This window comes from Chitinophaga pinensis DSM 2588, from assembly GCF_000024005.1.
Taxonomy (GTDB): Bacteria; Bacteroidota; Bacteroidia; order Chitinophagales; family Chitinophagaceae; genus Chitinophaga; species Chitinophaga pinensis.
On sequence record NC_013132.1, the window covers coordinates 1,235,845 to 1,257,691 of the forward strand.

At 45.8% G+C, this 21,847-nt stretch carries 19 protein-coding genes; 14 read left to right on the forward strand and 5 right to left on the reverse strand.

Features of this window, described 5'->3' with window-relative positions; genetic code table 11:
- Positions 1 to 69: 69 nt before the first annotated feature.
- Together CPIN_RS05095 and CPIN_RS05100 are read right to left on the reverse strand one after the other, a co-directional pair.
- Positions 70 to 1,104, reverse strand: coding sequence for a 2-oxoacid:ferredoxin oxidoreductase subunit beta (locus CPIN_RS05095; protein ID WP_012788705.1), 1,035 nt, complete (start codon positions 1,102 to 1,104; stop codon positions 70 to 72).
- A 100-nt stretch (positions 1,105 to 1,204) separates the two neighbouring features.
- Complete coding sequence (locus CPIN_RS05100) at positions 1,205 to 1,558, reverse strand: carboxymuconolactone decarboxylase family protein (protein WP_012788706.1); 354 nt, start codon at positions 1,556 to 1,558, stop codon at positions 1,205 to 1,207.
- A 301-nt stretch (positions 1,559 to 1,859) separates the two neighbouring features.
- Here CPIN_RS05100 and CPIN_RS05105 point away from each other — a divergent pair, with 301 nt between their 5' ends.
- The 3 genes from CPIN_RS05105 (at position 1,860) to CPIN_RS05115 (ending at position 8,030) form a co-directional block, all read left to right on the forward strand.
- Positions 1,860 to 3,497, forward strand: coding sequence for a tetratricopeptide repeat protein (locus tag CPIN_RS05105; protein WP_012788707.1), 1,638 nt, complete (start codon positions 1,860 to 1,862; stop codon positions 3,495 to 3,497).
- Positions 3,498 to 4,131: 634 nt separating this feature from the next.
- Positions 4,132 to 6,948, forward strand: coding sequence for a TonB-dependent receptor (locus tag CPIN_RS05110; protein WP_012788708.1), 2,817 nt, complete (start codon positions 4,132 to 4,134; stop codon positions 6,946 to 6,948).
- A gap of 29 nt (positions 6,949 to 6,977) precedes the next feature.
- Positions 6,978 to 8,030 carry a phytase gene (locus CPIN_RS05115; RefSeq protein ID WP_012788709.1) on the forward strand — a complete coding sequence of 351 codons (1,053 nt, stop codon included), beginning with the start codon at positions 6,978 to 6,980 and terminating at the stop codon, positions 8,028 to 8,030.
- A gap of 70 nt (positions 8,031 to 8,100) precedes the next feature.
- On the opposite strand, the gene CPIN_RS05120 is transcribed toward CPIN_RS05115, so the two are convergent.
- The 3 genes from CPIN_RS05120 to CPIN_RS05130 all read right to left on the reverse strand — a co-directional run bounded on the left by CPIN_RS05120 (position 8,101) and on the right by CPIN_RS05130 (position 12,067).
- Positions 8,101 to 8,433, reverse strand: coding sequence for an SdpI family protein (locus CPIN_RS05120; RefSeq protein WP_012788710.1), 333 nt, complete (start codon positions 8,431 to 8,433; stop codon positions 8,101 to 8,103).
- A 19-nt stretch (positions 8,434 to 8,452) separates the two neighbouring features.
- The gene (locus CPIN_RS05125) at positions 8,453 to 10,189 is read right to left on the reverse strand and encodes an N-acetylmuramoyl-L-alanine amidase family protein (protein WP_012788711.1); all 1,737 of its coding nucleotides are present in this window, start codon (positions 10,187 to 10,189) and stop codon (positions 8,453 to 8,455) included.
- 84 nt (positions 10,190 to 10,273) lie between these two features.
- The gene (locus tag CPIN_RS05130; RefSeq protein WP_012788712.1) at positions 10,274 to 12,067 is read right to left on the reverse strand and encodes an acyl-CoA dehydrogenase FadE; all 1,794 of its coding nucleotides are present in this window, start codon (positions 12,065 to 12,067) and stop codon (positions 10,274 to 10,276) included.
- A gap of 72 nt (positions 12,068 to 12,139) precedes the next feature.
- On the opposite strand from CPIN_RS05130, the gene CPIN_RS36345 reads away from it, so the two are divergent.
- The 11 genes from CPIN_RS36345 (at position 12,140) to CPIN_RS05185 (ending at position 21,838) form a co-directional block, all read left to right on the forward strand.
- Positions 12,140 to 12,943 carry an alpha/beta fold hydrolase gene (locus CPIN_RS36345; RefSeq protein ID WP_012788713.1) on the forward strand — a complete coding sequence of 268 codons (804 nt, stop codon included), beginning with the start codon at positions 12,140 to 12,142 and terminating at the stop codon, positions 12,941 to 12,943.
- A 63-nt stretch (positions 12,944 to 13,006) separates the two neighbouring features.
- Complete coding sequence (locus CPIN_RS05140) at positions 13,007 to 14,149, forward strand: glycosyltransferase (RefSeq protein ID WP_012788714.1); 1,143 nt, start codon at positions 13,007 to 13,009, stop codon at positions 14,147 to 14,149.
- Between the two features lie 4 nt (positions 14,150 to 14,153).
- The gene (locus tag CPIN_RS05145) at positions 14,154 to 15,299 is read left to right on the forward strand and encodes an ABC transporter permease (protein WP_012788715.1); all 1,146 of its coding nucleotides are present in this window, start codon (positions 14,154 to 14,156) and stop codon (positions 15,297 to 15,299) included.
- 56 nt (positions 15,300 to 15,355) lie between these two features.
- Positions 15,356 to 15,778, forward strand: coding sequence for a hypothetical protein (locus tag CPIN_RS05150; protein ID WP_012788716.1), 423 nt, complete (start codon positions 15,356 to 15,358; stop codon positions 15,776 to 15,778).
- Positions 15,779 to 16,031: 253 nt separating this feature from the next.
- Entirely contained in the window at positions 16,032 to 17,126 is a 1,095-nt protein-coding gene (locus CPIN_RS05155) for a glycosyltransferase family 4 protein (RefSeq protein WP_012788717.1), read from the forward strand.
- Between the two features lie 48 nt (positions 17,127 to 17,174).
- On the forward strand, positions 17,175 to 17,525 hold the full coding sequence (gldC, locus tag CPIN_RS05160) for a gliding motility protein GldC (RefSeq protein ID WP_012788718.1): 351 nt from the start codon (positions 17,175 to 17,177) through the stop codon (positions 17,523 to 17,525).
- Positions 17,526 to 17,549: 24 nt separating this feature from the next.
- Complete coding sequence (locus tag CPIN_RS05165; RefSeq protein ID WP_012788719.1) at positions 17,550 to 18,002, forward strand: GatB/YqeY domain-containing protein; 453 nt, start codon at positions 17,550 to 17,552, stop codon at positions 18,000 to 18,002.
- An 86-nt stretch (positions 18,003 to 18,088) separates the two neighbouring features.
- On the forward strand, positions 18,089 to 18,631 hold the full coding sequence (locus CPIN_RS05170; protein ID WP_012788720.1) for a CvpA family protein: 543 nt from the start codon (positions 18,089 to 18,091) through the stop codon (positions 18,629 to 18,631).
- 71 nt (positions 18,632 to 18,702) lie between these two features.
- Complete coding sequence (locus CPIN_RS05175; protein ID WP_012788721.1) at positions 18,703 to 19,470, forward strand: alpha/beta fold hydrolase; 768 nt, start codon at positions 18,703 to 18,705, stop codon at positions 19,468 to 19,470.
- Between the two features lie 322 nt (positions 19,471 to 19,792).
- Positions 19,793 to 20,452, forward strand: coding sequence for a CBS domain-containing protein (locus tag CPIN_RS05180; RefSeq protein ID WP_012788722.1), 660 nt, complete (start codon positions 19,793 to 19,795; stop codon positions 20,450 to 20,452).
- Between the two features lie 498 nt (positions 20,453 to 20,950).
- Positions 20,951 to 21,838, forward strand: coding sequence for an NAD kinase (locus CPIN_RS05185; protein WP_012788723.1), 888 nt, complete (start codon positions 20,951 to 20,953; stop codon positions 21,836 to 21,838).
- The last annotated feature ends 9 nt before the right edge of the window (positions 21,839 to 21,847 follow it).

Consider the following 21,847-nt stretch of genomic DNA (forward strand, 5'->3'; position numbering starts at 1 on the left):
ATGTATAAAAAGAAAAGCCATCCGCCGAAGCAGGATGGCTTTTTCTTTTTTATTGGTGGTGGTAATAAACTATCTGATAGTCCAGGTTTCTTTACCTGCCAGTAATTTATCCAGATCGCCAGGGCCTTTTTTAGCCAGTGCGTCTTCTGTCTGGAAGTTCAGCTGCTCTTCGTAAGTAGGACGGAAAGCCTGGTAGAACACGCCGAAAGGACGTGGCAGGTGGCCTTCGATACGAGCATCGTCGAACATGCGGGTGAGAATCTGTGCTTTATAGAAATCTTTTTCGTCATGGATCCAGAGGTCATCAGCGCTGTATTCGCCACCCAGTTCCACCACAACAGGTTTTAAACCGTCCAGGCGGATACCTTTATTCTTCTGTGCACCAAAGATCAGCGGCTGACCTTGCTCTGCCATCAGGGTTTCTTCCAGTTTGCTGCCTTTTTCAGTAAAGATTTCAAATGCACCATCGTTAAAGATGTTACAGTTCTGGTAGATCTCCAGGAAGGAAGCGCCTTTATGTGCATGGCTGCGTTTCAACATTTCCTGCAGGTGTTTCGGATCACGGTCCATACTACGGGCAATGAAGGTAGCATCTGCTCCCAGTGCCAGTGCCAGCGGATTGAACGGGTGATCGATACTGCCGAAAGGAGTGGACTTGGTCACTTTGTTCTCTTCTGAAGTAGGAGAGTACTGGCCTTTCGTCAAACCATAGATCTGGTTATTGAACAGCATCACATTGATATCGAAGTTACGGCGCAGTAAGTGAATGGTATGGTTACCCCCGATAGAGAGACCGTCGCCATCACCGGTTACCACCCAAACGCTCAGTTCAGGGCGTACAGCTTTCAGACCGGAAGCGATAGCAGTAGCACGACCATGGATGGAGTGCATGCCGTAAGTGTTCATATAATAAGGGAAACGTGAGGAGCAACCGATACCGGATACAATCACAATATTCTCCTTAGGAATGCCCAGACCGGGCATAATAGTCTGTACTTGTTTTAATATCGAGTAGTCTCCACAACCTGGGCACCAGCGTACTTCCTGGTCCGTTGCAAAATCCTTCGCCGTTAACGTCTGCGGAGCTATAGTAGCTGTTGACATCTGAATGTTTTAAAGAAAAAGAAAAAAACGGTGGGCAAAGTTACGAATTGTTACTCTTTACGGTTTACGCAAAAAGGAATATTACTACTTCCCCCTTTTATTATGCCTGTTCCTGTTGCTGTAATGCTTCCCAGTATTCGGCTGCTCTTCTGGTGTGTGGTATCACTATAGTACCGCCAACAATGTTAGCTACGGCAAAGATCTCATACATTTCTTCTGTAGTAATGCCCTGTTCGTGGCATTTTCCCAGGTGATATTTGATACAGTCATCGCAACGGAGCACCATTGATGAAACCAATCCCAGCATTTCTTTCACTTTGGTGCTCAACGCGCCCTCAGCGTAAGTATTTGTATCAAGGTTAAATAAACGGTTAATGACCTTATTCTGTTTTCCCAGGATTACCTCGTTCATTTTGGCGCGGTAATCATTAAAAGCTTGTATCTCGTCTGCCATTTTGTTGTTGTTTACACACCTTAAAGCTATGAATTGATTCGCAAATATAAATCAATCTACTTGTTCAGTAGACTATGGTGCCGGAAAGGGAAAGTTATGATTTAATTGTCTGTTGTAAATGAATGAGTTATGTGCTATTAAATAACTATAGGTTATTGCTCATAACAAGAAGTGATGCAGGCTGCTGTATCCGGATGCGTCGGAAGCAGTATCCCCATTCTGCCTGAAATACGACAGAAGCCTCGTCCGCTTAACAATAAGATAACATTCAAGCCGTTTCTTTGCGCTTTATCTGCTGATTATGTTTGCGATGCGTTTCTTTCTACTGTTGATTTCAGGCGGACTATTGTCCGTCCAACTGCCTGCACAAAATGAAAAGCTTTCAAAACTGCAACAGTTCGATAACGATGATTATGAACAGATTAAGCCGGATTCCAGCTTCCTGGAGCTGAAGAATGCCTATAACCAGGCCATCGAAAAGAAAGATCAGCAGGCAGCAGCCAACTGCCTTTCCCAGATGGGACAGGTCTGTTTTCACCTGGGGCACTTTCCGCAGGCGCTGGACTACCACCTGCAGGCGATCAGCATTTATCGTAAAACAAACGCCTCCCGTCAGCTGGCCGGCAATCTTAATGAGGTCGGGGTACTGTATTATTATAATAAACAGCCCGAACGCTCCCGTGAGCATTATGAGCAAGCCCTTGATATCTACCGTTCTGTGCATGATAATGCGGGTGTCGCCCTTACCTATGGTATGATCGGTCATCTCTATGAGAAAGAACAGGATTACGACAGCGCGTTTCTGTACCAACGACACGCCCTTACGACCTATCTGCTGGCGGACGACAAAAAAGGCATGTCCAAGATCTATGAGAATATCGGTAGTATATATGAGGATCAGGCAGTTTATGACTCTGCCGCCTGGTATTTTAAAAAAGCACTTGACCTGAATATGGAAGCCGGTGATAAACTGGCCCGTATAGAAATACTTAATAATCTCGGAGACGTGTCCCGTAAAACAGGCCATTACCCGGAAGCGCTCTATCAGACACGTCGTGCCCTGGTACTCGCCCTTGAGTTACATGAACAACGTCAGCTCAGTGGCGCTTACCGTGATCTTGCCAAAGCACATCACCTGGCAGGGACCAATGACAGCGCATTTTATTACCTGGAGCTTAGTCGCCAGTACCTGCTGGAAACCTACTCAGATGAAAACAGCAAACAGGTAGCCCTGTTACAGTCTGTTTATGACATTGAAAAGAAGAATAACGAAATAGAACGTCTGCAGAATGCCCGGAAGACCAACCGGATTATGACCGTGGCCATCGTGCTCGTTGTATTATTACTTGTCGCCCTGGGATTATTGATTATCAGCCGTCAGCGACTGAAGATCCGTAATGAACAGATCCTGCGTATGCAGCACCGGCAGATCTTTGAAACAGAAAAGGAACTGATGGAAGCCGCCTTACAGAATAAACAGCTCCAGGAAGGTAAACTGAAAGAAGAACTGGAAGTCCGCTCCCGCGAACTGACAACACATACCTTACATCTCATTCAGAAGAATCAATTGCTGGAGGAATTGCGTGTGCGCCTAGATGAAATGGTCAAGGAAGACAAACGCGATCAGAAGAAACAGCTGAAACAATTACTTTCACAGATCAACCATAGTTTTAACCACGATCAGTATTGGGTAGACTTCAGAAATATCTTCGAACAGGTGCACCAGGCATTTTTTGATAACCTGAAACGGTATTGTGATACATTGACTTCCAATGACCTACGCCTGGTAGCATTACTGAAGATGAATATGGAGTCCGGGGATATTGCCACCTTATTAGGTATTTCTACAGATAGTTTGCGGGTAGTAAGATACCGGCTGCGAAAGAAGTTAAATTTGCAACAGGGTGAGAGCCTGACTGCATTTATTCAGAGTTTATAAGCCATTATATTTGACAGCGTCAATTTAATATTTGATAAGGTCAGTTTCGATAATCTGATATCCTTTCTCCCTAAATAGGCTCGTTTTCAGGGCAATTACCTCCAGATAAATATGCTTTTAGTATAGTCAGTGGATAGTTATCCTACGTTGAACTTCCGTTTTTGAATGAAGGATCAATGAAGGATAACTATCCTCTAAAGCATTTATCCTACCCCAATCATCTCCACCTTAAACTTCTAAAAGTTCCAAAGCGACCCATAAATATAGCGCAGGCTTTCAGATGGTAAAGCGGACCTTAGCCCGTCCCCTGTATACAACTAAAGCTCTATCCAATCCCAAATCAGCACAACAGCAACATCAATGTACTTAACGGACCCCAGTCAGCGACACCATCTGAAACCGCAGTGTATCCCCAGTTAACATTCCCTTAATGTTGCGGTAATATTTTCTTAACAGGCATTTTGTTACGGTTTTGTATATTGTATATCAATAAGTTAGATCTGTTTTGTTTCGCTTGTTGCCTGCTTGTTCACGGGGTTTGTAACGGTGTATCCTTTTTGTATACCCCCTTAATTTGGCTTCAGCAACTCCCAAATGCACCTTTGCGGAGTAAACGGATTAACTCACTACCGATATGCAAAAATTTCTATTCACCATTCTTTTTTCCTGGATGAGCATTTTATGCTTCGGACAGACCGCCGGCCTGGTGACCGGTAACATCGTCGATAAGAACCAGCATTTATCCCTGCCTGGTGCGACGCTAAAATTAAAACCAGGTAATCATTACACTGTTTCCAACCAGCAGGGTAAATTCGAATTCCTGGGTGTACCTGCAGGTACCTATACCCTGGAAGTAACTTATATTGGTTATCAGACATTCACACAGGAAGTGACTGTTGCTTCCGGGAAAGCAACAGACCTGCAACTGAAACTTGAAGCTGGCGGTATTGCAGGTAAAGAAGTGCTGGTAATCGGAGACCGTCTCCGTGGTCAGGCGAAAGCCCTCAATCAGCAGCGTAACAATCCTAATATTACTAATATCGTATCCGCTGACCAGATCGGTCGTTTTCCGGATGCAAACGTAGGTGATGCGATCAAGCGTATTCCTGGTATCACTATGCAGAATGACCAGGGTGAAGCCCGTAACATCATTATCCGTGGTTTAGCGCCGGAACTGAACTCAGTGACCCTGAACGGTGACCGTATCCCTTCTGCTGAAGGTGATAACCGTCGTGTGCAGATGGACCTGATCCCTTCAGATATGGTACAGACCATCGAAGTGAATAAGACCCTGACACCTGACATGGACGCTGACGCGATCGGCGGTTCCGTAAACCTGGTAACCCGTGCAGCGCCAAACGGTCTGCGTGTATCTGCTACTGCTTCCGGTGGAGTAAACCCGATCCGTGGTAAAGCATTATATACCGGCGGACTGGTAGTGGCGAATCGTTTCTTCAACAACAAACTGGGTGCGGTAGTAAGTGCTTCTTATAATAATAATGACTATGGTTCCGATGATATGGAAGCTACCTGGAGTAAAGATGACTTCGGTAATGTTTTTGTTTCTGAATCAGAAGTACGTAAATATAATGTACAGCGTATCCGTAGAAGTGCATCCGCAGCATTGGATTACAAGATCAATGCAAAGAACACGATCTACGCTTCTGCTATGTACAACTGGCGCGATGACAGAGAAAACCGTTACCGCCTGCGTTTAACTGATATCGAACCTGAGTATGATGCGAATGACGCTATCACCGGTTATGTTGGTTCCATACGTCGTGAAACCAAAGGTGGTATCGATAATGGCCGTAACAAAAGCCGTCGTCTGGAAGACCAGCGCGTACAGAACTACTCCGTACGTGGTGAACACCTGCTGGGTAGCAAAGTAGACCTGGACTGGTCTGCCAGCTATTCAAGAGCAAGTGAAGACAGACCAAATGAGCGTTATATCGAGTACCGTGCGGATGATGGTCCGGTGAGCCTGGACGTGAGCAATCCACGTTTCCCGCTGGCAACTGCGCCTAGTGTGAGAGATGAAGACTTCGGCTTCAAGTCCCTGTCAGAAAACCACGATTTTACCAAAGAAAACGAATATGGCTTCAAACTGAACCTGCGTTTCCCACTGAGCGTGGTACCTGGTCAGAAAGGCCGTCTGCGTGTTGGTACACGTCTGCGTCTGAAGGATAAAGAAAGGGTGAATAACTTCTTTGAATATGAGCCAACCACCGAATTCGGTAACCTGGCACAAATCTCCAATATCAACATCAGCGGTAAAGGTTATCAGCCAGGTGAAAAATATGTACCGGGTACGTTTGTAGTAAATACTTTCCTGGGTGCACAGCAACTGGATGACGCTTCTAAATTTGAGAAGAACGATAACCCTGCTGAATACCTCGCGGTAAACTTCAACGCAAAAGAAAGGATCTCTGCCGGTTATATCCGCTGGGATCAGGACCTGACCAGCAAACTGTCTGTGATTGCAGGTGTACGTGTTGAGAACACACACATCAATTATGAAGGTAACGTAGTAGCTGAAGAAGAAGATCTGGAAGGACAACGTAAAGTAACCAACAGTTACACAAACGTGCTGCCTGGCGTTACATTCAAATACAATGTAAATAGTGATCTGGTACTGCGTGCAGCAGCAACAACTTCTATCGCGCGTCCTAACTACTATGACATCGCTCCTTATGTAAGCAGTGTTGCTGATGATGCAGAACTGAGTGCAGGTAACCCATCTCTGAAAGCAGCTTATGCATGGAACTTCGACCTGATGGCTGAGCAGTATTTCAAATCAGTAGGTATCCTGTCCGGAGGACTGTTTTATAAGAGCATCAGCGACTTTATCTACACTTACAGAGATAATGCTTACACTACTGAGAAATTTGCAGCTGATTATAAAGACGTAGCTACCAACCCGATCCCTGCCGGTGAAGAGTGGGTATACAAACAGGCGCGTAACGGCGATAATGTAAGAGTATATGGTTTTGAAGTTGCATTACAACGTCAGCTGGATTTCCTGCCAGGTTTCCTGAAAGGCTTCGGTGTGTATGTAAATTATACTTATACCAAATCTAAAGCAGACGGTATTTACAATGCGGATGGCGACAAACGTGACAATGTATCTTTACCAGGTACTGCTCCTCATATGTTCAATGCTTCCCTGTCTTATGAGAACCCTCGTTTCACGGCAAGACTGTCCGGTAACTATACCGCTTCTTACCTGGATGAACTGGGTGGTGATGATTTTGACGATCGTTTTTATGATAAACAATTCTTCCTGGATCTGAATGCTTCTTTCAAGCTGACGAAGACTTTAAGAGTATTCGGTGAAGCAAACAACCTGACTAACCAGCCACTGCGCTACTATCAGGGTATTTCTTCCAGGACTATGCAGGCAGAATACTATCGTCCGAGATACAACTTCGGCGTGAAGTTCGACTTGTAGTTTATTGTTTTCTTAAATAGATAAGATACATGTTAAAGAATATATTGGCGCCTTTAAGCGGTCTCGTAATATTTGGCGCCTGCCAGGTGAATTCAGCAAAAACTGTTGTAAGACAGGATGGTATCAAGCCGGTAGTGGTTACACAGGAAACAGGCCATGATACAGACGATCCTGCCATCTGGATCAATAAAGCAGATACATTGAAAAGCCTCATCATCGGCACCGATAAGAATAGTGATGGAGGATTGTATGCCTTTGATCTTGAGGGGAAAATTGTCAACAAGGTATTGGGTTTAAAACGCCCGAACAATGTGGACATCGCTTACGGCTTCAAATTGAATGGTCAGCCGGTGGATATTGCCGTACTGACAGAACGTGAAACAAATACGATCCGCATATTTCGTCTGCCTGAGCTGACGCCGGTTGATGGTGGTGGTATACCGGTATTCGAGGGGGAAAAAGAACGCGCTCCGATGGGAGTAGCGATGTACACCCGTCCGGAAGATGCCGCTATTTTCGCCATTGTCGGCCGCAAGAGTGGTCCTGCTGAAGGATATCTCTGGCAATACCGCCTTGTGGATGAAAACGGGGTAGTAAAGGGCCGCCTGGTACGAAAATTCGGCGCTTACAGCGGTAAAAAAGAGATAGAATCTATTGCGGTGGATAACAAGCTGGGATACGTTTATTATTCTGATGAAACGGTTGGCGTACGTAAGTATTTAGCTGATCCGGCGAAATGGGAGAATAAGGAACTGGCATTGTTTGCCAAAGAAGGATTTGTTTCTGATCATGAGGGTATTTCCATTTACCCGACATCTGATTCGACAGGATATTTATTGGTATCCAATCAGCAGAATAATTCATTCATGATTTACAGAAGAGAGGGTGAAAATGGAGCAGCGAATGAACATAAACTAATGGCAGAGGTACCGGTATCTACACTGGAGAGCGATGGTTCAGAAGTGACGGCTGTTCCGCTGGGAAGTAAATTCCCGAAGGGAATGTTTGTCGCCATGAGCAATGGAAGAGTATTCCATTATTATTCCTGGGAAGATATACAAGCGAAGATCAAAGAAAAATAGACAGGGAAATACGAAAGCAGGAAGGCGTCCGCTACATAGTGGACGCCTTCCTGCTTTTGTATACATATCGTTATTTTAACTGTTTTTCTGTAAAGAGGAAGATGACTATACCACCTGCTAGTGCTGATACGGCTGTCAATACGCCCATTATGGCCTGATTGAACGCGAAGAAAGAGAGGATTAACCCAAGCAGCATAAGGCCCAGGCCTGCTTTCAGCATGACGCTATTGGAATACTGATTAGCCAGTTGCCAGTTTTCTTCATTTTCCATTGATTTCCGGGTACGGTATCCGTAAACGGGATTGATCTTTTTCGGCGGAAACTGTTTGCTGATCAATGCGGCCAGCACGAAAACAATACCTGTCAAAAAGGGGGAGATCAATAAGCTGCTGATTGAGAACATAGGCGTGCAATTTTATGGATTATTTACCTGCATCCTGCAGAAAATCCTTCAGTCCCTGTACGATCTTTTCTGTTAACACCAAGCGGAAGTTTTCATCCAGGATGCGGATTTCATCTTCCGGATAGCTCAGGAACAGGGTCTCTATCAATGCCGAGGGCATTTCTGTAGGCATGTTTAGAATGAAATTGAAGTTAGCATTATTCTTAAAGTCAGCCAAGCCCGTTTCCAGCAGCCGGTTATGTAAGTACCGGTTCAATGGTTCACAGAAGGGGTATTTATAGTAATTCGCTGTTCCTTTTACATCTACCGGATTGACAGAGGAGTTCATATGAATGCTCAGCAGCAGATCCGGCGCGAGTTGACGGTAATTGTATAATCTCGCCTGGTTGTCTACAAATACATCGCTCATGCGTGTAGTAATGACTTTAGCGCCTTCTTTTTCCAGGGCGGCTTTTACCAGCAGGGTAAGGTTCAGTGCCAGTTGTTTTTCAGCAATACCCATTGCACCGGCAGTACCGACATTGCCTCCACCGTGACCTGCGTCGAGGCCGATAGTCAGATTTTTTAACTGCAGGTCAGCTGGCTGATGTTTGATGCGGATGGTCAGGCGATTGCTGTCGGCATAAAAGATCTTATATCCCCAGGGCTGTTTATGGGCCAGGGAAATGTTGATCCGGAATACCTCCGGATTTATCTGCTTCCAGTCTATCCGGCTGATCTCTCCGGTACCTTCAGAAGAAGGGAGGAAGCCTGGTTCTGATACGACGCCGTGTATATCTACGATTACTTTCCCCGGGTTGACCTCCTGTGTGGAAAGGTAGGGGAGTTTATCTGCCAGTCCGATGGAGATATAGTCAAACTGTTTATCACTCCATACCCTTGCTTCATTGACAATACTCTGCGGTACAGGTTCTGTCAATGTCATCGTATCTACGAGTCCTTCAGGAATATATGCATACTGATACTTACTCAGTTTTACGCGGTAATGGCTGCCTTCTCTGCCGGAGATATGTAACAGGACATTTCTGTCCAGGTAGCCCATTTTTTCAGGTCCGAGGCGGTCGCCGTCGGGCGTGATGGTCAGGTAGCACTGATCATCGATGGTGCGTGCATATAGTTCGGTATTACGCAGATAGGTATAACGGAAACTACCAGGTAATACGGCTGTCTGTCCTTTGTATTTCAGTGATACGTTGATCTTTCCGTCCAGCATGGAGTCAGCTTCCGTCATGACATGGTAGCCGGCATAATAGCCAGGGATACCACCTGATTGTGCAGCCGGCAGTTCCGCGATGGGAGCGCCGTTGAACCAGCTGGCCTGACCGTCTGGATAGCCTTTCATGCGTACCCGTAAGGTATCCCCTGCGGAAAGCGTGGTATTGGTCTTAGGAGAGATGGTAACGTTATCGATCCGGAAGGAGGGCGTTACCCTTGCTGGCGGAAGTGTCGTGAAATAGATGTTGTAGGTGCGGGAAACGAATTTGCCGGTGCTGTCGGTGGAGGAGAGCACGTAGGTATTTCTCCCTGGTTTTGCTTCACGTTTGATCGCGAAGACGCCATTGGGGTATACGTGAATGCTGTCGTTGTTGAGCAGTACCTTACAGCCTACGCAGGTGCGTCCTGACCAGTATTGCTTTGAGCTGCCGGTATTAATTTCTGTCCTGAGTGGCTGCGCCATTTTCAGGAACGCCTGTGCATGTAATTGCAGACCTGTGTATGCTGTTTGTAACAGTAGTAGTAATGCGAATCTCCTCATAGTCCCGCGACAAAGTAATCAAAAAAAATGCCATCCGCTCTTACGGATGGCATTCGAAAGTATTGAAAAATTGCGATGGTCAGCTTACCAGGCGTATTTATTTTCTGCGATTAATTTATCGGCTATACGTCTGCGTGCATCCCTTGTATTGAAAGGAGCCGTTTTAGTAAAGCGTTTGATACCGAGTAGCATCATCCGTTGTTCGTCGCCGCTACCGAATGAATTGATCGCATCTTTTCCATATTTGTTGATACGGTCAGCCGCGTCATTGATGTAGGTGCGAACGATGTCGGCCTGTAATGCGTTGACTGTTTCGCCTTCCAGTTCTATGCGTTTCAGGAGACGTAAGAGGGCGCTTTCAGCCGCGAAGGTTTCGATCGCCATATCAGCAATGTTCATGAGTATTTCCTGCTCATTCTGGAGGTTCTGCATGAGTTTCTGTACAGCGCCACCAGCTACGAGTAAGATGGCTTTTTTGAAGTTGGCGACCACCTTCTTTTCCGCGGCAAAAGGTGTTTCGTCTTCGTTACCGAAATCAGGAATGCTCATGAGTTCTTTCATGACATTCATGGCGGGGTTCATGAGATCGAGCCGACCTTTTAAAGCACGTTTCAGGGTCATATCCAGGGCCAGGAGACGGTTGATCTCGTTGGTACCTTCGAATATGCGGTTGATACGGCTATCGCGGTATGCTTTGGAAATAACGTATTCATCGCTGAAACCGTTACCACCGTGGATCTGCACACCTTCATCCACGGAGAAGTCCAGTGCTTCAGAACCGGCTACTTTCAGGATAGCGCATTCTACGGCATATTCTTCGGCAGCACCCAGCAGGGCTTCTGCGAATGGTTTGCCGGCAGCGAGGAGTTCTTTTTCTTTATCGTCAATGAGCTGTGCGGTACGATAGAGGGCTGACTCGCATACCCAGTTCCGGATCACCATTTCACCCAGTTTATGTTTGATAGCGCCGAAATTGGCGATGGGCTGTTTGAACTGCTCGCGGGTATTGGCATACTGTACGGTGATGCTGGTAACGTTTTTAGCAGCGCCGACAGCGGCAGCGCAGAGTTTCAGACGGCCGATGTTCAGGATATTGAAGGCGATCAGGTGACCTTTACCGATTTCTCCGAGTACGTTTTCCACGGGTACCTGGGCATCCTGGAAATAGATCTGCCTGGTGGAAGATCCTTTGATACCCATTTTATGTTCTTCAGCACCCAGGGTGAAGCCGGGAGTATCTTTATCTACGATGAATGCGGTGAACTGTTCGCCGTCGATCTTTGCAAAGACGGTGAATACATCTGCGAAGCCGGAATTGGTGATCCAGCATTTCTGGCCGTTCAGTATATAGAATTTTCCATCTGCAGACAGTTTCGCAGTTGTCTTGGCGCTGAGGGCATCTGAACCGGAATTGGGTTCGGTCAGTGCATAAGCGCCTTTCATTTGTCCGCTGCCGAGGAAAGGAATGTATTTCTGTTTTTGGGCTTCTGTACCGAAGTACAGGATAGGGAGAGAACCGATACCCGTATGTGCTGCCATTGCTACTGAGAAGGAATGGCCGGCGCCAAGAGCTTCATTGATCAGGGTAGCAGTGACGAAGTCTTTTCCGAGTCCGCCGTATTCTTCCGGAAATGCTGCGCCCAGCAGGCCCAGTTCACCCGCTTTATCCAGCAGGGAAGGCATGAGTCCTTCTTCCAGTTTATCAATACGGTCCAGTACGGGAGAAACTTCTTTGGTTACAAACTGCTCTGCCATTTCTCTGATCATACGTTGTTCTTCAGAGAAATCTTCCGGGGTAAAGACTTCGTTGGCAGGGGTTTCTTTAACGAGGAATTCCACGCCTTTCAGGGCGTGTTTGTTATCAACTGTAGCGTCCATCCTGAATTTTTTTTGGTCCTATTGTAATTTACTTGTTTTAGTGCAAACGGCAAAAGTTGATACATTTGTAACATGTCGTCCTTTTTCCTGCCATATCTGAAAAGCCGTTTTCATACCATTCGTGATGGAACAGGAGAGGAATTGCTGATATGTTTGCATGGTTTTGGAGAGAATGCGGAGAGTTTCAGCCGTTTACATTATACCCTGGGAGGGTATTTTACGATTGTGTCACTGGACCTTCCACTGCATGGAAAAACGGAGTGGCTGGAAGAGCGGCCATTTTCTATGGATGATCTGAAAGCAGTAATATTACTCATTCTGCAACATTACCGCTTTAAGACCTTTTCCCTGATGGGGTATAGTATGGGAGGACGGGTAGCCCTCTGCGTTGTGCAATTACTGGCTGAAAGGATTGACCGGCTTTACCTGCTGGCGCCCGACGGGCTTAAAGATAACCGCTGGCATATGTTTGCCACACAAACCAATATGGGCAACAAGCTGTTTAAGCACTGTACCTATCATCCACAGTTATTTTTCGGTTTGCTGCGCACCTGGCGTTCCTTACGTTTTATCAGTCGGGGACTGCATAAATTCACGTTCAACAGTATGAATACGCTGGAAAAGCGGGAGAGGGTGTATTTTGTGTGGACATGTATGGGACAGATGATGCCGGACCGGGAATTGTGTAAACAGCAACTGAAAAAATACCGTATCAGCACATTGTTGCTTTTCGGGAAGTATGACCGCGTTATTCCTCCCATATTGGGTGTACGGTTTATGGATGGCACATTCCCCTGTGAGATGCAGGTGCTGGAAAGAGGACACCAGCTGATCAGTGAAGATGCCGCGGAAGTGATCCGGGCATATAGTTTTTAATCAATCAACAACAACATACCATCCGCTGCGGACTACACCAGCCGCAGCCTAATGAAGCAGTTTATGTACATTATTCTATCGATCTTGTCTCTGTTAGGTATTATTTACGGTTATCTGATGTTTCGTTATGGAGAGGGCTGGAAAAGGCTGCAGTCATTTAAGCCCGTTAACCCGATCAGCGGCCGCACAAAAGTAACGGTGATCATTCCCGCCAGAGATGAGGAAGATAATCTGCCGCCCCTTTTACAGGCATTAAAAGCACAGACTTATCCGGCGGAGCTGTTTGAGGTGATTGTGATCGATGATTTTTCTACAGATGGAACCGCGGAAGCGGTACGCAATTTTCCGGCGACGAATGTGCGTTTGTTACAATTGAGTCAGCACCTGAGTGCAGAGCAGCGACTCAATTCCTATAAGAAAAAAGCTATCGAAATGGCTGTAGATCGTGCTACCGGCGATATCATTATGACAACGGATGCCGACTGTGAAATGGGACCGGAATGGATCATGCGGATGGTACAGTTTTATGAAACGTATCAGCCTAAATTTATTGCAGCTCCTGTGAGTTTTCACAAAGAGGATAATTTCTTCAAAGCCTTACAGTCACTGGATTTTATGACGATGCAGGGCATAACAGGTGCGCTGGCAGCGTTAAAATCAGGCACCATGTGTAATGGCGCTAACCTGGCATATGAGCGGAAGGTGTTTTATGAGGTAGGTGGATTCAAGGGGATTGATAATATCGCTTCAGGCGATGACATGCTGCTGATGTTTAAGATCTATCGTGCATATCCTGAGGGCGTGTTGTATATGAAAACAGAAGATGCGATCGTGCGTACACTGCCGGTGGATACTTTCAAAGCATTTATGAACCAGCGGATACGCTGGTCTTCCAAAGCAGATAAATATGATGATAAACGACTGATATGGGTATTGGCGCTGGTCTATTTCTGGAATGTGGGTATCCTGCTGGCGGGCATCGCTGCCTTATTCATGCCGGCATTACGCTTGTGGATGCTGGGGCTGTTGGTCTATAAGGTGCTGGTGGAATTCTATTTCCTGATACCGGTAGCGCGTTTCTTTGATAAGACTTCATTGTTATCGCGGTTTATACCCGGACAGTTATTTCATATTCCTTACATTGTAGTAGCGGGTTGGTTAGGTAAGTTTGGATCTTATCAGTGGAAAGGCAGAAAAGTTAAATAGCAATATGTCTCTTAGTAACAGCAACACTTCTTTTGGCCGTCAGGCCTGGAAACGCCTGCGGCGCAATAAAGGTGCTGTAGCAGGTATGTTGTTGATCATACTGGCTATTATCGTGAGTGTACTTGCTTATATCATTGCGCCGGACGGAACGCCTTATGCTAACAGGATGATGCTGGAAGCCGGCGGACAAAAGCCTGGTTTTCACCTGCGCCTGCTGGCATTGAAACAGGACAGGGAGTTGAGTACGGTAAGTTTCTTTTCCCGTCTGATGAACGGGCAGCAGGATACGCTTAGTTACGTCCCGATAACGGAGTGGCATTTTCAGGGAGATACAGTGGTGGTGGACCGGTATCTGGATGAAGAAGAGACGGCCCGGGAGAAATATAGCCTGAGCCGGGTATTATTTGCAAAGGAAATACCTGCAGGAGACCGTTTACAAGAATGGCAGGAGGCCGTCAGGGCAAGACATATACAGGAACGTACGTACAGACTGGGGACTGATAAATTCGGCCGGGATATCCTGAGCCGTTTGCTGGTCGGAACAAGGGTAAGTCTGAGTGTAGGTTGTATTGCGGTGATCATTTCATTGACCATTGGCATTTTTCTGGGGGCGATAGCCGGTTATTTCCGCGGTGTAACAGATGATGTGGTGATGTGGGGCGTGAATGTGATATGGTCAGTGCCTACTTTACTGTTGGTATTTGCCATTACGCTGGCGCTGGGTAAGGGTTTCTGGCAGGTGTTTATTGCGGTCGGACTGACTATGTGGGTGAATGTGGCCAGGATCATCCGGGGGCAGGTGCTGGCGCTACGGGAGCTGCCTTTTATAGAAGCGACAAAAGCGCTGGGTTATGGACACACACGTACCATTGTGCGGCATATACTACCTAATATTCTGGGACCGGTGATGGTAGTGGCGGCAGGTAATTTTGCCACTGCTATTGTGATAGAAGCCGGACTGAGTTTTCTGGGCGTCGGGGTACAACCCCCGCAGCCTTCCTGGGGACTGATGATCAAGGAGAATTACAACTTTATTATCACCCATAACCCTATGCTTGCATTAATTCCGGGATTGGCAATTATGGTGATGGTATTGGCATTTAATCTGTTAGGAAACGGCTTGCGGGATGCGATGGATGTACGCCAGTGAACACTTGGATCGCATTATAAAAACAGTTAATTTTACTATATCCATAATTTTTTACTATGCCTTTGAAATCATATCTCTTTATTGTACTGGCTTTCCTCGGGCTGACATTTACATCCTGTGGTAAAAAAGGAGCCGCTGAACCTAAACCCGAAGAAGAAGGTCTGAAAGTATCGCTGGAAAATGTAGCAGAAGGCCAGTATACGGCTGCTCCCGGCAGTAGTTATACCTTCCAGGTAAAAGTTTCTTCTAAAATGCCTGAAAAAGGTGTCAATGTCAAAGTAGACGTTATTACTGATCCGGGTGGAATTGTATTCCCGCAGAATCCGGTAGCGCCTTCTAAAGACAGTGTGATCAATGTGACTTTGATAGGACTGGAGCCGATCCGTACGGTGAAGGTGACTATCACGATTACATCTGAAGGAAACGATAAGAATGTCGTTGTCAAGACCTTCTGGATTACCAATAAGTCGGAAGAATAATGTTAATATAGCATCAGATTGAAAATACTATATAAGAGCCGGATCCGCTACCAATAAGGATCCGGCTTTTATTTTGGTGCTTGGACGAACAAGCGACGAATTAATGACGAATCAGCGACGAATAAGCGTTATGGAAGCAAAAGTGGTAAATCCCAACTTTTTAATACTATTTTAACTGCTCCAGCCGCTAATTATCCCTTCGTAGTCTTTATTTCTTTCTAGTTTTGCACCTGCAGAATAAGCAGCCAAATTTATGCGTATAGGAGTGAATGCTTCCTGTGTACTGCGGGATACGCCAGCTGACACAGGTAATATAGTCAGGGATTTATTGTTGGGACTATGTAACCATCATCCGGAACACCAGTTCATCCTCTTCTTTGATCAGGCCCCATCAGGCGTCATACAATGGCCGGGCAATGTGACGACTGTAGTGATACCACTCAGTGGTACACAGGCATGGCGTCGTTATCTGTGGTTGGAATGGAAGCTGGTCAGTGCCATGAAAAAACAGCAACTGGATCTGTTCCTGGGGTTGGATGGACAATTCCCGTTAAGGAGCCAAGTACCGGCTCAGCTGTTGATCAGTGATATGGGCTTTTTACATGGCGCGGTAGGTATACCGTCGGCAGCACAGCGGTTTTTGCAGAAAAACCTGATTAAATATATCAGGCAGGCTAAAAAAGTGATCGTACTGTCTACTACGCTGGAAAAGGACGTATTACAGTATGCGCCTGAAGCCGCTGCGAAGCTAAAAGTGCTGAAACCTGCGGTAGATGCAAGTTATCATCCGCTGGAATGGGAAGCCCGGGAGGAAGTAAAAGAAACGTATGCCGGTCGCGTGGAATACTTTGCCGTAGTAGGCAGGGTACATCCGAGAAATAACCTTTTACCGCTGTTAAAAGCCTTTTCAGCATTGAAGCGTCGCCTGCATTCCAATATGAAATTATTGTTAATAGGGGATCATACAAGTGCTGGAAGAGAGATTATAGAATCACTGACTTCCTACAAATACAGGAATGATGTGATACTGCTGCCTGAGGTTGATCAGGCGGAACTGGCAAAACTGGTAGCAGGCGCTTATGCCCTGGTTTATCCGCCCCGTTTTGAGGGGGTGGCCATGCCGGTATATGCGGCCATGCAGAGTGAGGTACCGGTGATTGCATTAGATGGCGCTGCTGCCAGAGAAGCAGGCGGAGACGCTGTATTGTTTGCTGATCCGGAAAGTCTGGAAGATCTGGCAGATAAGATGTGCCTGCTTTATAAGGACGAACAATTACGCAGCCGTTTACTGGGAAATATTAAAAAAGCGGACTGGGCTACGGTCTTGGACGTGCTGATAACAGATTAGGCAATTAATACCTAAATTTGCGGTTCTTAAAAATTGGGAACAAATATCATGGGAAAGACATCTACCATACAGATTCAGGTGGGACTGGATAATGACCGGGTACCTGAGAAGATAGAATGGAGAGCTACAGACAGCTCTGAAGCGGACCGTTTCCAGGAGGCCAAAGCAATGATGGTTGCTTTCTGGGATGGTGGTGATAAAACCGCGCTGCGTATAGATTTATGGACTAAACAAATGATGGTGGATGAAATGGCAGATTTCTTTTATCAGACCATGATGACCATGGCCGATACCTATCAGCGTGCGACTCCATACAAGGATCAGGCGGATGACCTCCGTGCTTTTGCAAAAGACTTCTTTAAGAAGTTTGAAGAAAAGCAGAAGCTGGAACAACAATAAGCCATAACCTTAAAACAACCACATATGTCATTAGAATTAAATATCAATGCTGCTATCAAAGCAGCGATGCTGGCAAAAAGCGAAGCTGAACTGCGTGCGCTGCGCGCTATCAAAGCTGCCGTATTGTTGGCGAAAACAGCAGAAGGTGGTGGAGGAGAACTGACAGAGGCTGACGAGACTAAACTCTTGCAGAAACTGGCGAAGCAAAGGAAAGACTCCCTGGAGATCTTCCGTCAGCAGAACCGTGAAGACCTGGCAGTAAAAGAAGAAGAGGAGCTGGTAGTGATCGAAAGATATCTGCCTAAGCAGATGGATGAGGCGGAACTGAAAGCCGTTATTACTGAGATCATCGCAACAACAGGCGCCAGTTCACCTGCCGATATGGGTAAGGTGATGGGTGTAGCTTCTAAACAACTGGCCGGTAAGGCGGATGGTAAAGCTATTTCCACAATGGTGAAAGAGTTGTTAGCCAAATAATTGCAGCAGCAGGACCGGTACAGGCAGATCGTAAACGGATAAGCAAAGCCGGTCCTGTTCTTTCCCTTCTTTATCCTATTGAAATCATGGGCATTGACATAGTTTTTGCTATCCTGATGGTATTAGCCATCTATAAGGGGTACAGCCGTGGGCTGATCGTAGCCGTTTTCTCCTTTATTGCGGTGACCCTGGGATTGGCAGCCGCGTTGAAATTAACCACTGTAACGGCCCTCTATGCCCAGGAACACTGGAATATTCACACCCGCTGGCTACCCATACTGTGTTTCATCGCGCTTTTTGTTGGCGTCGTATTTCTGGTGAGGTTTGGCGCCACACTTATTCAGGCCATGGTAGAGGCTGCAATGATGGGATGGTTAAACAAATTAGGTGGAATTATATTATATAGTGCTATCTTTATCACTGTTTATAGCATCCTATTGTGGATTGCCAATCAGATGTATTGGTTAAGCCCGGAATTAAAGATGCAATCTGTAGTATACCCCTACATTGAGCCTCTTGGTCCGGTTGTGATGAATGTATGGGGCAAAATTGTTCCCATCTTCAGGGATATGTTCGAAAATCTTCAGTCATTTTTTGACAACGCGGCGAAGGAAATACAAGCTACTTAGCTCGCTTCAAAGATTATTTGAATTAATAAAAAGAATTATTTTAGCGCAAAATTGACTTTCAAGCTTTGGCAATGGTTTACGAAATAAAAACACAGGGAAAGTTTAAATTCATTGAAGAAGGGGAGGGGGAGCCTTTGGTGTTATTGCACGGTTTATTCGGAGCAATGAGCAACTTTGGCGGTCTGATTGATTACTTCCGGCACTACAATAAAGTAGTAGTACCGATTTTGCCTCTGTTTGATCTGAATATTCTGGACACTTCCGTATCAGGACTCGCGAAGTATGTACACAAGTTCATAGAAACCATGGGGTACACCAATGTACACCTGCTTGGTAACTCCCTGGGCGGTCACGTAGGACTGGTATACCTCCTGAAACATCCGGAAGCGCATACAAAATCATTGACACTGACCGGTAGCTCCGGACTGTTTGAAAATGGTATGGGTGAAACTTATCCTAAACGTGGCGACTACGAATATATCCGTAAGAAAACGGAACTGACATTCTATGATCCGGCAATGGCTACCAAAGAGCTGGTGGATGAAGTATTCGACATTACTACCAACCGTCTGAAGGTGATCAAGATCATTACCCTGGCAAAATCCGCAATCCGTCATAACCTGGGCGAAGAACTGCGTGATATCAAAATACCTACACTGCTGGTATGGGGACTGAACGATACCGTAACACCTCCGATGGTGGGCGAGGAGTTCAAAAAACTCATTCCTAACTCAGAACTGCACTTCATTGATAAATGCGGCCACGCCCCGATGATGGAGCGTCCGGACGAATTCAACAAGATCCTGCATCCGTTTCTGGAGAAGTTGAAAAACCAGTAAACAACGAACTATAAACCTTCTTGCGAATAACATTCTTAAAGAGGCTGTTCTCCATGTGGCGGACAGCCTCTTGTTTTGTAATTAAGAATTATCAATTAAGAATTAAAAATGAGCCTGATGCTTTATAAGTAGTCTTTTTTCAGGTGCGGCTTACCAATTCTTAATTCTTAACTCTTAATTTTCCCTGTCTCCCATGTAACAAACCATTCTGACCCAGCGTTTCGTATATAAGTGAGAGCATGTCCGTTTATCACAAATCTTTCCCGTAAGGACGGCGTTCGCGATTCTTTTCTTATTATTGTATCATAATAGCTCAAACACAATGCTGGCAAGAGATCTCATATCAACCGTCGTCCCAATTCTGCATCCCCTGGATCCAGGTTCGAGAGCCCTGCGACTGATGAATGAATATCATCTGACGCAGCTGCCACTCGTGTTGGAGAACAAATACCTGGCACTGGTAGAAGAAGATGATATACTGGATCTGGAAGATCCGGAAATTGCTTTGGAAAACATGGAATACAACGGCCCTAAACCGGTTGTTGCTGAAAATGCGCACTTCTTCGAAGCCGTACGTCTTTTTCATGAAATGAAACTAGCCGTACTGCCTGTTATCAGCCATGAAAAGGAATATATCGGCGTACTCACCAAAGATAGTTTACTGACTGCCCTCGCACAATATAATGGTGTGAAGGAACATGGCGGCATCCTGGCACTGGATGTTGATCCGCGTGATTACAGTCTGAGTGAAATAGCACGTATTGCAGAGTCCAACGACGTGACACTGCTCAGCGTGAATACCATCACCTTTCCTTCCGGTCGCCTGGAAGTATTGCTGAAGACCAATCGTCAGGAATTACATGGACTGGTGGCTACTTTTGAAAGATTTAATTACATTATTAAGTATACCATTACTGAAGAGCAGGAAGAAGACCTGCTGAAGAAAAACTACGATCTGCTGATGAATTATATCAGCATGTAATTGTGCAACCATGCTCAGTAAAAGCGAAACGCATAGCGGATCTTCCGATATGCGTTTCGCTTTTTATATAGTTTGATATTGCTGAAAGCCCTGCTTGTTTAGCCTGACTCAGCTACCTGCCAATGTCTGCTGTTGAATGTTTGTAATCGTCTACCTGCCATAAATGCAACTATTTGCTACCCGCGATCGTTTGGCGTGAAGATGTGTAACAGTTGATAAAACCGCTACACTCAACGATGGGACTAGAATAGGTGGAACTGATAACCGCTGTATAATGTATTACAGGAATGATACAGACGTATATTCACCTGCGTTAACGTCACTTAGTTCAGTACCCCGTTAAGGATTAGTTATTTGTTCCGTTGAAATGAGAGGTCAGACTGTGTAGCAAGGGCATTTTTATCTTTGTTTAAGTTGGCAGGTTAAAAAAGGCTATTTTTACGCCCAATCATGGCTAAGTATTCTTTGCTTTGCCCATGGTCCAACTAAGATCAGATTATGCATATTGCTATTTACAGCCGGGGATTTGTAAAAGAAGACCTGCCCATTATCCAGTTATTACTGGATGAGCTGGCGCGGGAGGAAATGGAGACTGTTATTTACCAACCTTTCTGCGAGTCATTGGCGCCGTATATCCGCTTCAGTAAAACACCTGACACATTCTGTTGCGCGGGCGATCTGCATGGGAAGGCTGACATTCTGGTTAGCCTGGGAGGAGACGGGACGCTCCTGGACACTGTTTGCTATGTAAGGGATACGAACGTACCGGTATTAGGTATCAACTTTGGTCGGCTGGGTTTTCTGGCCAGTATCGGCAAGGATGCCATTAATGCAGCTGTGCAGGCATTGAAGCAACGTACCTATGTGGTAGACCGACGCTCACTGCTGCACCTGGACTCCAATATCGGGCTGTTTGGCGAGGTGCCGTACGCGCTGAATGACTTCACAATCCACAAGAAAGATACTTCCGCGATGATCAAAATCCATACTTACCTGAATGGTGAGTTTCTGAACACCTATTGGTCAGATGGATTGATTGTGGCGACACCTACGGGTTCAACCGGGTATTCCCTGAGTTGTGGCGGACCGGTCGTATTTCCGGATGCGGGTAGTTTTGTGATTACCCCGGTGGCGCCGCATAACCTGAATGTGAGACCAGTCATCGTTCCGGATAATAATGTGATATCATTTGAAGTGGAGGGACGTAGCGATCAGTTTTTATGTACCCTGGACTCAAGGATGGAAATAATTGATAATACGGTCCAGTTGGCTATCAAAAAGGAAGATTTCAAGATCAGCCTTTTAAGACTGGATGATAGCAATTTTCTGCATACATTGCGGAATAAGTTGTTGTGGGGAATAGACACGAGAAATAGATTAAAATAATTATATCTG